The 14,049-nt window shown below is 71.9% G+C and carries 14 protein-coding genes; 11 read left to right on the forward strand and 3 right to left on the reverse strand.

All coding sequences use genetic code 11. From position 1 onward, the window contains the following. Positions 1-113: 113 nt before the first annotated feature. Entirely contained in the window at positions 114-1,142 is a 1,029-nt protein-coding gene (locus ACH4T9_RS07690; RefSeq protein ID WP_396670320.1) for an ABC transporter substrate-binding protein, read from the forward strand. Between the two features lie 98 nt (positions 1,143-1,240). Continuing rightward, complete coding sequence (locus tag ACH4T9_RS07695) at positions 1,241-2,104, forward strand: ABC transporter permease (RefSeq protein ID WP_396670319.1); 864 nt, start codon at positions 1,241-1,243, stop codon at positions 2,102-2,104. A 94-nt stretch (positions 2,105-2,198) separates the two neighbouring features. On the opposite strand, the gene ACH4T9_RS07700 is transcribed toward ACH4T9_RS07695, so the two are convergent. Continuing rightward, on the reverse strand, positions 2,199-3,380 hold the full coding sequence (locus ACH4T9_RS07700) for an ABC transporter substrate-binding protein (RefSeq protein ID WP_396670318.1): 1,182 nt from the start codon (positions 3,378-3,380) through the stop codon (positions 2,199-2,201). 448 nt (positions 3,381-3,828) lie between these two features. On the opposite strand from ACH4T9_RS07700, the gene ACH4T9_RS07705 reads away from it, so the two are divergent. From ACH4T9_RS07705 to ACH4T9_RS07720, 4 genes are all read left to right on the forward strand, one after another. Further along, entirely contained in the window at positions 3,829-6,936 is a 3,108-nt protein-coding gene (locus tag ACH4T9_RS07705) for a nitrate- and nitrite sensing domain-containing protein (RefSeq protein WP_396670317.1), read from the forward strand. Further along, positions 6,933-7,340: a roadblock/LC7 domain-containing protein gene (locus tag ACH4T9_RS07710; protein WP_161685846.1), complete on the forward strand. Its 408-nt coding sequence runs from the start codon at positions 6,933-6,935 to the stop codon at positions 7,338-7,340. Before ACH4T9_RS07705 ends, ACH4T9_RS07710 begins: the two co-directional genes overlap by 4 nt. A gap of 69 nt (positions 7,341-7,409) precedes the next feature. Then, entirely contained in the window at positions 7,410-7,775 is a 366-nt protein-coding gene (locus ACH4T9_RS07715; protein WP_387015071.1) for a DUF742 domain-containing protein, read from the forward strand. Next, positions 7,756-8,379: an ATP/GTP-binding protein gene (locus ACH4T9_RS07720; RefSeq protein ID WP_387015073.1), complete on the forward strand. Its 624-nt coding sequence runs from the start codon at positions 7,756-7,758 to the stop codon at positions 8,377-8,379. The genes ACH4T9_RS07715 and ACH4T9_RS07720 overlap by 20 nt, the downstream gene beginning before the upstream one ends. Before the next feature lie 223 nt (positions 8,380-8,602). On the opposite strand, the gene ACH4T9_RS07725 is transcribed toward ACH4T9_RS07720, so the two are convergent. Next, complete coding sequence (locus ACH4T9_RS07725) at positions 8,603-9,691, reverse strand: uroporphyrinogen-III synthase (RefSeq protein ID WP_396670316.1); 1,089 nt, start codon at positions 9,689-9,691, stop codon at positions 8,603-8,605. A gap of 376 nt (positions 9,692-10,067) precedes the next feature. Between ACH4T9_RS07725 and ACH4T9_RS07730 the strand changes: the two genes are divergently transcribed. The 5 genes from ACH4T9_RS07730 to glmM all read left to right on the forward strand — a co-directional run bounded on the left by ACH4T9_RS07730 (position 10,068) and on the right by glmM (position 13,271). Beyond that, entirely contained in the window at positions 10,068-10,325 is a 258-nt protein-coding gene (locus ACH4T9_RS07730; RefSeq protein ID WP_387015078.1) for a DUF6364 family protein, read from the forward strand. Beyond that, positions 10,315-10,608: a hypothetical protein gene (locus ACH4T9_RS07735; protein WP_396670315.1), complete on the forward strand. Its 294-nt coding sequence runs from the start codon at positions 10,315-10,317 to the stop codon at positions 10,606-10,608. The genes ACH4T9_RS07730 and ACH4T9_RS07735 overlap by 11 nt, the downstream gene beginning before the upstream one ends. A gap of 245 nt (positions 10,609-10,853) precedes the next feature. Next, positions 10,854-11,297 carry a 50S ribosomal protein L13 gene (gene rplM, locus ACH4T9_RS07740; protein ID WP_396670314.1) on the forward strand — a complete coding sequence of 148 codons (444 nt, stop codon included), beginning with the start codon at positions 10,854-10,856 and terminating at the stop codon, positions 11,295-11,297. 20 nt (positions 11,298-11,317) lie between these two features. Beyond that, positions 11,318-11,800, forward strand: coding sequence for a 30S ribosomal protein S9 (rpsI, locus tag ACH4T9_RS07745; RefSeq protein WP_396670313.1), 483 nt, complete (start codon positions 11,318-11,320; stop codon positions 11,798-11,800). Positions 11,801-11,915: 115 nt separating this feature from the next. Next, positions 11,916-13,271, forward strand: coding sequence for a phosphoglucosamine mutase (gene glmM, locus ACH4T9_RS07750; RefSeq protein ID WP_396670312.1), 1,356 nt, complete (start codon positions 11,916-11,918; stop codon positions 13,269-13,271). A gap of 30 nt (positions 13,272-13,301) precedes the next feature. On the opposite strand, the gene ACH4T9_RS07755 is transcribed toward glmM, so the two are convergent. Further along, complete coding sequence (locus ACH4T9_RS07755) at positions 13,302-14,048, reverse strand: ABC transporter ATP-binding protein (RefSeq protein ID WP_396670311.1); 747 nt, start codon at positions 14,046-14,048, stop codon at positions 13,302-13,304. Position 14,049: the final 1 nt, after the last annotated feature.

Genomic DNA, 14,049 nt, shown 5'->3' on the forward strand with positions numbered 1-14,049 from the left:
GCGAGAAGTCCCCTCACGACGGTGGCGTCGGCTCCCCCCTCTGTCGACGCCGTCCCTCTCGACAACCCCTCCGGAGGCGCATCGCCCCTGGTCGGAAAGGACATGGTGCACAGATGAAAAGGCTGACCCGCACGGTCGCCGCGGCCGCTCTGGCCACCGCACTCACCCTGGTGTCCGCGTGCAGCAGTGACGCGGACTCGTCCGGCGCCAAGGGCGGCGACGGCAAGGCGCTGGAAAAGGTGACGTACCTCACTTCTTTCGGCAACTTCGGCCGTGACTCCTACGCCTGGGTGGCGAAGGAGAAGGGCTTCTTCAAGGAAGCCGGCTTCGACGTCGAGATCAAGCCCGGTCAGGGCACCGGTACCGTCATCCAGACCATCGTCGGCGGACAGGCCGACTTCGGTCCCATCGACCTCACCGGTGGTCTGCTCCAGCTCGGCAACGGCCAGGCCAAGGACTTCGTCGCCGTGGCCGCCATCCAGCAGCGCACGATGGCGGGCATCGCGACCGTCGAGGGCACCGGCATCGCCTCTCCGAAGGACCTGGAGGGCAAGAAGCTCGCCGACACCCCCGGCTCCGTGGTCCGCAACCTCTTCCCGACGTACGCCCGGCTGGCCGGCGTGGACGCCAGCAAGGTGAATTGGGTCAACGGCGAGGCGCAACTCCTGATGGGCACGCTCGCCGCCGGCCAGGTCGACGGCATCGGCCAGTTCGTCGTCGGCCAGCCGACCATCGAGGCGGTGACCAAGAAGAAGGCCGTCATGCTGCCGTACAGCAACGTGATGCAGGACCTCTACGGCAACGTGCTGATCACCTCCAGCAAGATCGCCAAGGAGAAGCCGGACATGGTCAAGCGGTTCTCCGCCGCCCTGATGAAGGGCCTGGAGTACGCGCTGACCAACCCGGAGGAGGCGGGCGACATCCTGAAGAAGAACGTCGACGCCAGCAACCCCGCAGCCGCCGCCGCGGAGCTCCGGCTCATGGCCGGGTACGTCCGGTCCAGCAACTCGGGCACCCAGATCGGCACGTTGGACAGCGGGCGGGTCGCCAAGAGCATCGCGATCCTCCAGGGCGCGGGCTCGCTCAAGCAGAACCTCACCCCCGACCAGATCATCGACTTCGACCTCGCGCCGAAGGCCTGACCGGTCCGACCGTCCTCGGGGGTACGCCCCGCCGGCCTCCGGCGGGGCGTACCCCCGTTCCATCCCCGGCCACCGCGCCGGTAGGAGAGGAAGAGAAGATGACCGACCTCCGGTCACCGGAGCCGGCGGTCGCGCACCGGCCCGCCGCCCCCGCCCGCACACCCACACCCGGTCGCTCCGGCCTCAACGCCGGGGTGCGGTTCGGACTCAACGGGGCCCTGCTGCCCGCCTCGGGCCTGCTGATCGCGTTCACGGTGTGGTGGGTCACCGCCCGGCTGGAGTTGGTGCACCCCGCCGCGCTGCCCACCCCCAACTCGGTGCTGTCGGCGTTCACCGACAAGCCGGACAAGATGCTCGAACACGCCGGCGCCACCCTGCTGGAGATCCTGATCGGCTTCGCGCTCTCCGCCGTGGCCGGGGTCCTGCTGGGGCTCTCGCTGGCCGCCTCGCGCACGGTCGAGCGGATGTTCACCCCGCTGCTCGTCGCGGTCAACGCGGTCCCGAAGATCACCCTCGGGCCGCTGCTGGTGGTGGCGCTCGGCTGGGGTCAGAAGCCGATCCTGACCATGGTCTTCCTGCTGTGCTTCTTCCCGATCGTGCTGTCCACGGCGACCGGCCTGACCACCACCCCGGCGGACCTCGCCGAGCTGGTCCGCTCCTGGAACGCCTCCTGGTGGCAGGCGTTCCGCAAGGTGCGGTTCCCGGCCGCGTTGCCGCAGATCTTCGTCGGCCTGAAAGTGGCCATGCCGCTGGCCGCGATCGGCGCGGTGATCGGCGAGTTCCAGGCCGGGGAGGGCGGGCTCGGATACGTCATCACCCAGTATGCCGGTATGGGCGACACCGCCACCGCGTGGGCGGCCATCATGCTGGTGGCGCTGATCAGCATCCTGCTCTACTCGGCACTGGTCTTCCTGGAGCGGCTGGCCCTGCCGTGGGTTCGGGAGACCACCTCGACCAGGTGAGCACGGTCGGCCGGCCGGTTCGTCCGGTCGGCCGGCCGGATGCCGCCGTGACCGGCGTGGGCCTGGACCCGCGCCGGTCACGGCGAACACCTCGTCAGCCGGCGAGCCGCCAGCGGCCACCCCGGGCGACCAGGGTGGTCAGGGCCTGCGGCATCAGCCCGGAGTGGTTGTCCGGGGTCATCCGGATCGGGCCCGACAGGCCGTCCATCTGGGACGTCTCGAGCACGTCGCGCAGGCCGTCCCGCCCGTCCCGGCCGGGCTTGCCGCCGGCCCGCAGCTCGGCGTCGGCGATGAGCTGCACGGCGTCCGCGGCGAACGAGGAGAAACCGTTGTAGCCGCCGAACCGCGCCGTGTAGTTCTGGAACCACTGGCGGCGGGCCGCCTTGGCGGGGGTGGTGGCGATGACGTCGTCGATCACCATGGTCTGGGTGAAGATCAGGGTTGCCTGCTCGGTCGACCCGGCCGACGCGCCGAGGAAGAGATCCCCGGCCGCCACCGCGTCGAAGAAGAGCGAACCCTTGAACTTGGCCTCCTGAGCGGCGGCGGCGGCGAGCATCGCCTGCCCCGGCGGGGTCCAGACGACCAGCGCCTCCGGCTTGCGGTCGACCAGCGTACGGACCGGCTGGTTGACGTCGGTTTCGGTGGCCTTGACCCCCTGCTCGCGGACCAGCCGGATGCCGGCCTTGGTGAACTCGCTGCGCAGGGCGGCGAGCCCTTCCTGGCCGTAGCTGTCCTCGCTGCTGAGCACCGCGGCCTTCTTGATGCCGCGTCGGTGCAGCTCATTGGTGAGGGCGGCGGCGCTGTCCACCGCGTTCGGGGCCAGCTTGAACACGTGCCGGCGTTCGGCCACCGGGCTGGCGACGGCGCTGGCCGGGGCGAGCGCGACGGTCGGGAGCTTCTTCTCGTTGATCGTGCGGACGGCGCCGACGGCGCACTCGTTGCAGCCGCCCATGATGAGCGCGCTGACCCGAGAATCGTTGCTGAAGTCGTCCACGTTGCGTAGCGACTCGCTCGCGTCGGAGCGGTTGTCCTTCACCTTGAGTTCGATCTTCCGGGCGCCCAGGGCGCCCGAGGCGTTCAGCTGCTCGACCTTCAGGTCCAGAGCGCGCTGGTACGCCTTGCCGACAGGGGCCGCCGAGCCGGACAGCTCCAGGTCCACGGCGATCACGATGGGGCTCGTGTCCTGTTCCGCCGTGCCGAACTGGCAGCCGGTGAGCGTGGTGGCCAGGACGGCCGAGGCGAGCGCCGTGATGGTCACGGAGCGGATGGTGATCAACTCAGTCCTCCAGGTGCGGCACGGGCGGCTGCCCGGTCACCGCCGCTTGTTCCGTCCTCAGTGGAGAAACGGGATTGGTCTGCCGTACGGTGTGCGCGAAGCCTGCAAAACCTTGCCAATGCCGGGCCCTGTGGTCAAGCGAGGATGCGTCGAAGCGTTTCGGGACGAGCGTCCCACATGCTGGGGTAACCCAATCTTTGCAAACGCTTACTTTGCATAAGCGCGTGACCACCTTGGAGTTACATGCCCTGATCAGGGGCTTGAGAAAATGAAGGTATTAGTTGACCGGATCACGCGATGAGTGCCGTGCGACCGTTTCCAACCTCACCGCGGCTTCCCAAACACGATCATCTCTGATGAAATCGCGGCCGTGCCGCGCGCGGCGCTGTCCGCTGCACCGGCCAAGGGTCGGCGGTTCAGGCGTGGAAGAAACGACGGAGGCGATGTCGTGAGCACCGGACCTACGACCCTGCCCGAGAGTGGCGAGTCGGACGAGCGGAGTCGGCGTCGTCGGCTGCCGCGCCTGCGCGACGCCCGGATCCGCTCGAAGCTGGCGCTGATCCTGGTGGTGCCGGTCGCGGCGGTGATCGCGCTCGCCACCGTCCGGCTGATCTCAACCGGTGAGGGCGCGCTCGAGGCGACCCGGCTGCGGTCGCTGACCGAGCTGTCGATCGACATCTCCGCGCTCACCCAGGACCTGCACAAGGAACGGATGGCCGCGGCCCGCTACCTGGCGACGCCGGGGCAGGGGCCCGACACGTACAACCTGCGGGTGCGCGGCACGGACGCCCGGATCGAGGAGTACAAGGCCGAGCGCGGGCGGATCGGCGACGTCCCGGCCGCAGTGCGGGACCGGCTCAAGGTCATCGAGGATCACCTGACGACGCTGAACAGCACCCGGCAGGAGGTCCTCGACCGCAAGCAGATGGTGGTGGCCGAGGCCGCGCTGCGCTACGGGGTCATCCTCACCGACCTGGTCTCCTACGGGGACACGCTGGCCCAGCTCCCCGGTCAGGAGAGTCTGGCGGACACCCGTCGGGCGGTGGCCGCGTTCGCCCACGCCAAGGCGGCGGTCGCCGAGGAGGAGGCGGTCGCCTTCACCGCGCTCTCCGCCGGCCGCCTCGACGAGGAGCAGTTCTCCTCGTTCGTGGCCACCCTGACCAGCCAGCAGGAGGCCCTGCTCTCCTTCTCGCTGGCTGCGGACCCGACCCAGCGGGCCCTCGTCGACAGCACGGTCTCCGGCGACGCGGTGACGCTCGCCGACCGGGTGGCTGCCGACCTGACCCGGTCGGTCGGGCAGACCCCGCTGGTCACCGCCGCTGCCGCCACCGCCTCCATCGGCGCGGTCAACGACCTGATGCGGTGGGCCGAGATCCGGCTCCAGGACCGCCTGCTCGCCCAGACCGAGGAGGCCCGCTCCAACGTCATCCAGCAGGCGATCATCGAGTCGCTGCTGGTGCTGCTGACCCTGATCGTCGCCGTCACGCTCGCCGTGGTGCTGGCCCGGTCGCTCAACCACTCGCTGCGCCGGCTGCGCGAGGGCGCCCTGGCGGTGGCCAACCACGACCTGCCCGACGCGGTCGCCCGGCTGCAGAACATCGGCAGCGTCGGCGACGGCGGCGTGGAAGAGATCGTCCGGCAGGTCCGCGACCCGATCAAGCTCAACAACCGTGACGAGGTCGGCCAGGTCGCGCTGGCGTTCAACGTCGTCCACCGGGAGGCGGTCCGGGTCGCCGCCGAGCAGGCCGCGCTGCGGACCAGCGTCTCGGCGATGTTCCTCAACCTGGCCCGACGCAGTCAGACCCTGGTCGACCGGATGATCGGCGAGCTGGACGCGATCGAGCGCGGCGAGGAGGACCCGAAGCGCCTCGCCCAGCTCTTCGAACTCGACCACCTGGCCACCCGAATGCGCCGCAACGACGAGAACCTGCTGGTGCTCGCCGGCGCGGACTCGGCGGTGCCGCGCCGCGACGACGCCCTGCTGATCGACGTCCTGCGGGCCTCCCAGTCCGAGGTCGAGCAGTACAACCGCATCGAGTTCGGCACCGTCGACACCGACATCTCGGTGGCCGCGCACGCCGTCAACGACGTCGTCCGGCTGGTCGCCGAGCTGCTCGACAACGCGACCCGCTTCTCGCCACCGAACACGGTGGTGGTCGCCGACGGCCGGCGGATCCGCGACTACGTGCTGATCCAGGTCGAGGACCGGGGCCTCGGGCTCACCGACGAGCAGCTCGACTCGCTCAACCACCGGCTCGCCGGCCCGTCCACGGTCGACGTGGCCGCGTTCCGGCTGATGGGTCTGGCCGTGGTGAGCCGCCTCGCGTCCCGGTACGGCATCCGGGTGGAGCTGCGGCGCAACGTGGAGGGCGGCACCGTCGCCCAGGTGACGCTGCCCAGCTCGACCGTGGTGCTGCCGTCGCTGCGCGGTCGCGAGCCGGCCCCGGCGCCGTTGACCCCGTCGCGCCAGCCCGCCCCGATCGAGCAGACGCCGCTCACCCCGATGGGCCTCGACTCGCCGTTCACCGGCGCCGGTCGCGCCGCCACGCTGACCGACCAGTGGCGGACCTCCGCCCCGACGCCGGCCCGCTGGCAGGTTCCCGGCGACTCCCGGGAGTCCGCGCCGGCCAGTCCGTTCGGTGCGCCGGCCAGTCCGTTCGGCGCTCCGGCCCCTTCGTTCGGCGCTCCGGCCGCCCAGCCGGCGACTCCGGCCGCCGCGCCGGCGCCCCTGGGGCAGCCACCCGCCCCGACCCAGCCGGCGTTCACGCCCGGCGGCGGGTTCTCGGTGGGCAGCCCGACCGTGGCGATCCCGACGATCGATCCGCTGCCCCGGCGGACACCCGGCGGGGAGGCCGCCCAGCCGGCCACCCCCGCCACCTCGGCCCCCGCCACGCCGGCGCTGCCCGGCGGTCCGGTCGCCGGGATGACGCCGACCGCTCCCGCCGCGCCGGCAGCCCCGGCCACCCCGGTGGTCGCCCGTCCGGGCCTGCCGGCCGAGGCGCCGATCTTCCGGGAGATGGAGGCGGTCTGGTTCCGGTCGCACGGCGACGACGTGACCGCGATCTTCCAGCGGCCCAAGTTCGACGACGAGCCGCCCCCGGCCAAGGTCCCCGCCGCGCCCCGGCCACCGCTGCCCACCCGTACGCCGGGGGCCACCCCGGCGGACGGTACGCCGGCGACCCCGCCGCCGGCGTACACCCCGCCGGTGGCCCCGCCCGCGGCACCGGCCGCGACCGGACCGGGCGGGTCGGCGGCAGCCACCCCGCCGGCGACCGACCCCGAGGCCTGGCGGACGGCCGCGGACGACGGCTGGTCACGGGCCAGCCGGGCGGCCGAACCGACCGCGTCCGGGACCACCCGCTCCGGTCTGCCGAAGCGGGTCCCGCAGGCACAGCTCGTTCCCGGCGGGATCGAACAGAAGAGCGGCAAGGACCGCAGCCGGCGCACCCCGGACGAAGTACGCGGCCTGCTGTCGGCATACCACCGCGGCGTGCAGCGCGGACGGACGGTCGGCGCGGACCAGAACAGCACCTCGACCAAGGAGACGACCCGATGAACAGGCCAGCGGCCATGCAGGACATGGGTTGGCTGCTCACCAACTTCGCCGACAGCGTGGCGGGCATCGCTCACGTGGTGGCGGTTTCCGCGGACGGGCTGCTTCTTGCCTCGTCGCGGGACCTCCCCACGGACCGGGCCGACCAGCTCGCGGCGATCACCTCCGGTGTGGTGAGCCTGACCGAGGGCGCGGCCCGCATGTTCAGCGCCGGCGGGGTGCTCCAGACAGTCATCGAGATGGACAGCGGCTACCTGTTCCTCATGTCGATCAGTGACGGCTCGTCGATGGCGGTGCTCGCCGCCCGCAGCTGCGACGTCGGCCAGGTCGGGTACGAGATGGCGCTGCTGGTCGAACGGGTGGGCGCCGCACTGGTGCCGCTGCGCCGGGACGCGGTGCGCTCCTAGCGCGCCTGGCCACGCGGACGGACTGACCGGGTGTCGAGGGACGGCACCCACCGGAGGAGGTGATCGCGGATGGACCAACGACGGGAAGACCCGCGCGGCGCGTTGGTGCGTCCGTACGCGGTCACCCGTGGCCGTACCGAGCCGCGGCAGGCCATCGCGCTGGAGGCGGTGCTGACGGCCAGCCCCACGGCGGTCGCCGAGTCCCGGTTCGCCGGCCACGACAAGCACCGGATCGCCACGATCTGCGAGGGCCGGCCCCAGTCGCTGGCCGAGGTCGCCGCGTACACCCGGATGCCGCTGGGCGTCGCCCGGGTGATCATCGCCGACATGGTGGCCGAGGGCCTGTTGACGCTACACGCTGCCGCTCCGCCCGAAGGGTACGAGGAGCGGATGGAAATTCTTGGAAGGGTGCTAAGTGGACTTCGCAGGCTATGACCCCGCCGGGGCACGCCGCAACCGCGGGATCACCTCCGCGAAGATCGTGGTTGCGGGCGGCTTCGGCGTGGGCAAGACGACCCTGGTCGGCGCGGTCTCGGAGATCACTCCGCTGACCACCGAGGCGGTGATGACCGCGGCCGGTGTCGGGATCGACGACCCGTCGAAGGTGCCGGGGAAGCAGACCACCACGGTCGCCATGGACTTCGGCCGAATCACCATGGCCGAGGACCTGATCCTCTATCTCTTCGGCACACCCGGCCAGACCCGGTTCTGGTTCATGTGGGACGAGATCATCAAAGGCGCGGTGGGCGCGGCGGTGCTGGTCGACACCCGCCGGATCGCCGACGCGTTCGCCCCGCTGGACTACTTCGAGAACCGCCGCCTGCCTTACGTGGTGGCGTTGAACCGGTTCGACAACGCGCCCCAGTACGAGCTGGAGGAGGTCCGCGAGGCCCTCGCCATCTCGCCCCACGTGCCGTTGATAATGACCGATGCCCGGCACCGGGATTCGGTGAAGCAGGTACTGGTCACGGTTGTCGAGCACGCGATGCTGCGACTCCAGGCCGAGCACGGCCGCGGCTACCCGACCCCGGTCGGCTGACGTACGGCGGCGGTGGCCCGGGGTCGTCAGGGCCGCCGCCGACGCGGTCGTCCACGGCCCGGCTGCCGACCACGCGCCGTGGGCGCGCTGGGCTCCGCACGATCGCGCCCGATCCCGGAAGCAGCGGCCGTCCTGGGAACAGGAGGCCACTGTTACCGGAGGCTTGTGCGGGGGGCGGGCGTTCCGCCCCTCAACGCATCCCGGTCACCGGCGGCGGCAGGGGTCAGTCCACCCGGAGCCGGTAGCCGCGCTTGATCACCGTCTGCACCACCCGGGGGGCGCGCAGGCCGGCCCGGAGGCGGGCCACCGCCATCTCCACCGCGTGCTCGTCCGCGCCGCGCGGCAGCGTCCGCAGCAGGGCGGTACGGGAGAGCACCCGCCCGGGTGACGTGGCGAGCGCCCGCAGCACCGCCATCGGGGCGGGGGCCAGCGGACGCAGCTCCCCGTCGATCACCGCCGCGTGCCCCCGCAGGGTCAGCAGGTGCTCGGCCGCCCTGATGGTGACCGTGCGCCGGGGCAACTCGTCCACGATCGTCCGCACCAGCGCGCCGAGTCGCGCCTGGCTCGGCGCGCTGACCGGCACCCCGCGGCGGACCAGCGGCTCGGCGGTGACCGGGCCGACGCAACTGGCCAGCACGTGGCCCCGCAGCGCCTCCAGCACCGTCTCGGTGCGGTCCCCGGCGGCGTGCAGCAGCGCCTCGGCGGCCGGGGCGGAGGTGAAGGTGACCGCGTCGACCAGCCGCCCGGCGACCAGGTCGATCAGCCGGTGCAGCGGCGCCGGGTCGGTCGGCGGCGCCCATCGGTAGACCGGCACCTCGATGACCGCGGCACCGGCCTCCTCCAGCGCGGTGGTGTACTGGGGCTGCCGGTCACCGTGCAACTGCATGGCGACCACCTGCCCGGCCACCCCGCGCCGGACCAGGTGCTCGACGACCTCCTCACAACTCTCCGAGTCCGGTGACCACCGGTCGCGCAGGCCGGCGGCGCGGATCGCGCCCCGCGCCTCCGGCCCCTGGGCCACCACGTACGCCCGCGACAGCACGCCACGCAGCGGCCCGTTCAGCCCCCAGCCCTCGGCCGCCTCCAGCCAGCCGCGCATCCCGATGCCGGTGTCGGCCATCAGCACGTCCGGCGGTCGGTTCAGGCAGGCGTGGGTGGCCTCGCGTAGTTCGGTGTCGTCGGACAGCGGCACGATCCGCAGGGCCGGCGCGACCACCACCCGGGCCCCGCGCCGTTGCAGCAGCGCGGCCAGCTCGTCGCGCCGGCGGTCGGCGGTCACCCCGATGGTGAAGCCGGCCAGTTCGTGGGGCATCACCCCTCCCGTCTCAGCCGTGCCTCGGTCGAGTCGCCGTCCGCGCACCGTCTGTCATGTCGGAAAAGCGTGCCGCCGGGCAGTTTCGGCCCCGGGTCCCACGTGTTTCGGCCCTGTCAAGAGCGCCTCACACGGCCCGCGCCGCCCGCGCCGCCCGCGCCGCCCGGGCCGCCAGCGCCGCCCGCGCAGTTTCTGGGAAAGAGTGGCCTGGGAGCGGGAGAAGGCCACTCTTTCCCAGAAACTGTGGGCGGGTTTGGGTCTTGCGGGGGTGCGGTGGGGGACTGACGGGTGGTGGAGCTCGTGGGTGGTATGGGTGGTTCGGCGGTGGACGCCAGGTGGGATGACCGGTGGTCATACCGCAGGTAGTTTGGGTGGCATGACTGCCAAGGTGACGCTGTCGTTCTCCGACGAGACGATCGAGGAGGCGCGCCGGTTCGCCAAGCGGGAGGGGCTGTCGCTCTCCGCCTGGATGGACCAGGCCGCCCGGGAAAAGGCGCTGCGCGAGGTCTTCACCGCGCACGCCGTCGCCGTCGGCCGCGCCGGGCTGGACCTGGAGACGGCCGCCCTGGCCGACGCCCGCGAGGTGGAGATGGTCGACGACGCGATGTTCGGCGGGCGTCCGCGTGCTGCGTAGGGGAGAGGTCTGGCGCATCGAGGGCGCCCGGGAGCGGCTCGGTCTGGTGATCAGTTCCGACGTCTACAACTCCACCGACGTGCCGATCGTGATCGTGGCCGAGGTGGTCGAGACCGTACTGCTGCGCGACTCCCCGCTGGCCGTGCCGATGGGCGGGTACGTGGTGATGCCCGACCGGCTCTCCTCGCCGATGAAGAAGTGGTTCACCGAGTGCGTGGAGGTGGCCGACGCCGACACGATGCTCCGGGTCGGGCGCGCGCTGCGCATCCTCCAGGAACTCTGACCGGAACTCCGCAGCCGCCAGGAACTCCGCCGGTGGGGGCCCGCCGACGTGTGACCTAGATCATGATAGCGGTGCGGGGTGGGCGGGAAAGCCCCCCGTTTTGACCAGCGGAGGTGCCCCCGGGTATCGTTGCCTGCTGTTGTACGACAGCCAGAGGCGTGCCGCATCAGGTACGCTTGGTCGTTCGTGCGCGCCTGGTCACCTCGGCGCGCGACCCCAGACCGACGACGAGACAAGGTAGACCTGTGCGTACGTACAGCCCGAAGCCGGGTGAGATCGAGCGTCAGTGGCACGTCATCGACGCCTCTGATGTCGTGCTGGGCCGCCTGGCGACCCACGCCGCCACGCTTCTGCGTGGTAAGCACAAGCCGACTTTCGCGCCGCACGTCGACACGGGCGACTTTGTCGTCATCGTGAACGCGGGCAAGGTCGCGCTGACCGGCAACAAGCGCCAGACCAAGGTCGCCTATCGCCACTCGGGTTACCCGGGCGGCCTGAAGCAGATCGGCTACGAGGAGCTGCTCAGCAAGCGTCCCGAGCGGGCCGTCGAGCTGGCCGTGAAGGGGATGCTCCCGCACAACAAGCTTGGCCGTCAGCTGATCCACAAGCTGAAGGTCTACGCCGGTGCCGAGCACCCGCACGGCGCGCAGCAGCCGGTGCCGTTCGAGATCAAGCAGATCGCGCAGTGAGCGCGGGCGAAGGAAGCAGCATGACCGACATCACCGAGACCGAGGTTGCCCCCGAGGCCACCGAGGCCATCGAGGCCACCGAGGCACCGGCGCCCGTCGCCCGCGCGCCTCGCGGCGACCGGCCGATCCAGACCGTCGGCCGCCGCAAGGAGGCCATCGTCCGGGTGCGCATCGTGCCGGGCAGCGGCAAGATCACCTGTAACGGCCGCGACCTTGAGGCGTACTTCCCGAGCAAGGTGCACCAGCAGCTCATCAAGGACCCGCTGGTCACCGCCGAGAAGCCCGAGGCGTTCGACGTCATCGCCAACCTGCGCGGCGGCGGCACCACCGGCCAGGCCGGTGCGCTGCGGCTCGCCATCGCCCGGGCGCTGATCATCAACGAGCCGGACGACCGCCCGGCCCTGAAGAAGGCCGGCTTCCTGACCCGTGACGCCCGGGTCAAGGAGAGCAAGAAGTACGGCCTCAAGAAGGCCCGTAAGGCTCCCCAGTACTCGAAGCGCTGATCATCAGCGGCACGTTGTACTTCTGACGGACGGCCGGGTCCGCCTCCCCCCGACGGGAGGTGGCCCGGCCGTTTCGCTTTCCTGTTGTGCACCATTTCCTCGGAGGTTGGCGGGTATGGGCCGGTTGTTCGGCACGGACGGCATACGCGGGCGGGCGAACGCGGATCTCACTCCCGAGCTGGCGCTCGCGGTGGCGGTCGCCGCTGCCCACACACTCGCCGAGACGGACCGGAGCCATCCGCCGTTGGCGGTGGTCGGCCGGGACACCCGCGCCAGCGGCGAGATGCTGGAGGCCGCTGTGGTGGCCGGGCTCACCAGTGCCGGCGCCAACGTGGTCCGGGTCGGCGTGCTGCCCACCCCGGCCGTGGCGTTCCTCACCGCCGAGACCAAGGCCGACCTGGGCGTGATGCTCTCGGCGTCGCACAATCCGATGCCGGACAACGGCATCAAGCTGTTCGCCGCAGGCGGGCACAAGCTGCCCGACGAGATCGAGGGGCGGATCGAGGCGGCGGTCGAGGCGAACGCGGCCACCGCGTGGGACCGGCCGACGGGTGCCGGGGTGGGGCGGGTGCACGACCTGCTCGACGGCGCCGACCACTACGTCCAGCACCTGACCGGCACCGTGCCGCACCCCCTCGACGGGATCAAGGTCGTGGTCGACTGCGCCAACGGCGCCGCGGCCGACGTCGCGCCCGTGGCGTACCGGGAGGCCGGCGCCGAGGTGATCGCCATCCACGCGGAGCCGGACGGCCTGAACATCAACGACGACTGCGGCTCCAACCACATCGACGCCCTGCGCGAGGCCGTGGTCGAGCACGGCGCGCACCTGGGCATCGCCCACGACGGCGACGCCGACCGGTGCCTCGCGGTCACCGCCGACGGGGTCGAGGTCGACGGCGACCAGGTGATGGCGATCCTCGCCCTGGCCATGCGGGACGCCGGCACGCTCACCGGGGACACCCTGGTGGCCACCGTGATGAGCAACCTCGGCCTGCGGCTGGCCATGTCCGCTCAGGGCATCCGGCTGGTCGAGACCAAGGTCGGCGACCGGTACGTCCTGGAGGAGCTGCGCGCCTCCGACCTCGCCCTCGGCGGCGAGCAGAGCGGGCACATCGTCATGCCGGCCCACGCCACCACCGGCGACGGCGTGCTCACCGGGCTGCACCTGATGGCCCGGATGGCGGCCACCGGCAAGTCCCTCGCGGAGTTGGCCGCCGTGGTGACCAAGCTGCCGCAGGTGCTGATCAACGTGCCGGTCGGGGACCGTTCGGTGGGTGCCGCCGCGCCGGCCGTCCGGGCCGAGGTGGAGCGGGCCGAGGCGGAGCTGGGCGAGACCGGGCGGGTGCTGCTGCGTCCCTCGGGCACCGAGCCCCTGGTACGGGTCATGGTCGAGGCCGCCACCGAGCAGACTGCCCGCGAGGTCGCCGAGCGCATCGCCGAGCGGGTCCGCACCGCCAGCCCGACCGTCTGACCCGGGCCGGCCCTTGGGGGCTGGCGAACCTCACAGGCGCAGGCGGGCGACCCGGTCGTAGGTTTCGGCCGGGTCCTCGCCGTCGGTGAGGTCCACGTCCTCGACGACCCGTCCGTCGCCGAGCCGGATCAGCCGGTCGCACCGGGCGGCGATGGCGCGCTCGTGGGTGGCCAGCAGGATCGTCATCCCGTGCCGGTCGCGCAGGTTCAGCAGCAGGTCGAGGATCTGCCCGCCGGTGGTCGAGTCGAGGTTGCCGGTCGGCTCGTCGGCGAGCAGCAGCCGGGGTTCGCCCATCAACGCCCGGGCGATGGCGACCCGCTGCTGCTGGCCGCCGGAGAGCTGCGCCGGCAGCGACCGCTCCCGGCCGGTCAGGCCGACCGCGTCGAGCAGTTCCCGGGCGCGGGTCACCTGGTCGGACCGGCCCCGCCGGGGTAGCACCGGGGCGATCACGTTGTCCAGCACGGTCAGCGCCGGCAGCAGGTGGTAGCGCTGGAAGACGAAGCCGACCCGCTGCCGGTACCGGGCGAGGGCCGCCCGCCGCAGACCGGTGATCTCCACGTCGTCGACCGTCACGGTGCCGCTGTCGGCCTGCTCGATCGCCCCGACCAGATGCAGCAGCGTCGACTTGCCGGAGCCACTCGGCCCGGTCAGCGCCACCACCGACCCGGCGGCGATCTCCAGCGACACCCCGTCGACGGCGGTGAGTCGCTCGGTGCCGGCGCGGAACTGCCGGACCAGCCCGGCCGTCCGGACGGTGCTGCCCGTGGTCGCGTCCATC

It is taken from the genome of Micromonospora sp. NPDC020750 (assembly GCF_044334565.1).
Classification (GTDB): domain Bacteria; phylum Actinomycetota; class Actinomycetes; order Mycobacteriales; family Micromonosporaceae; genus Micromonospora.

What these genes read in the sequence shown, in the direction of transcription:
- ACH4T9_RS07695 (WP_396670319.1), top strand. Translation starts at nt 1,241, where the DNA reads ATGACCGACCTCCGGTCACCGGAGCCGGCGGTCGCGCACCGGCCCGCC.
- ACH4T9_RS07715 (WP_387015071.1), top strand. Translation starts at nt 7,410, where the DNA reads ATGGACCAACGACGGGAAGACCCGCGCGGCGCGTTGGTGCGTCCGTAC.
- ACH4T9_RS07710 (WP_161685846.1), top strand. Translation starts at nt 6,933, where the DNA reads ATGAACAGGCCAGCGGCCATGCAGGACATGGGTTGGCTGCTCACCAAC.
- glmM (WP_396670312.1), top strand. Translation starts at nt 11,916, where the DNA reads ATGGGCCGGTTGTTCGGCACGGACGGCATACGCGGGCGGGCGAACGCG.
- ACH4T9_RS07730 (WP_387015078.1), top strand. Translation starts at nt 10,068, where the DNA reads ATGACTGCCAAGGTGACGCTGTCGTTCTCCGACGAGACGATCGAGGAG.
- ACH4T9_RS07690 (WP_396670320.1), top strand. Translation starts at nt 114, where the DNA reads ATGAAAAGGCTGACCCGCACGGTCGCCGCGGCCGCTCTGGCCACCGCA.
- ACH4T9_RS07755 (WP_396670311.1), bottom strand. Translation starts at nt 14,048, where the DNA reads ATGGACGCGACCACGGGCAGCACCGTCCGGACGGCCGGGCTGGTCCGG.
- ACH4T9_RS07725 (WP_396670316.1), bottom strand. Translation starts at nt 9,691, where the DNA reads ATGCCCCACGAACTGGCCGGCTTCACCATCGGGGTGACCGCCGACCGC.
- rpsI (WP_396670313.1), top strand. Translation starts at nt 11,318, where the DNA reads ATGACCGACATCACCGAGACCGAGGTTGCCCCCGAGGCCACCGAGGCC.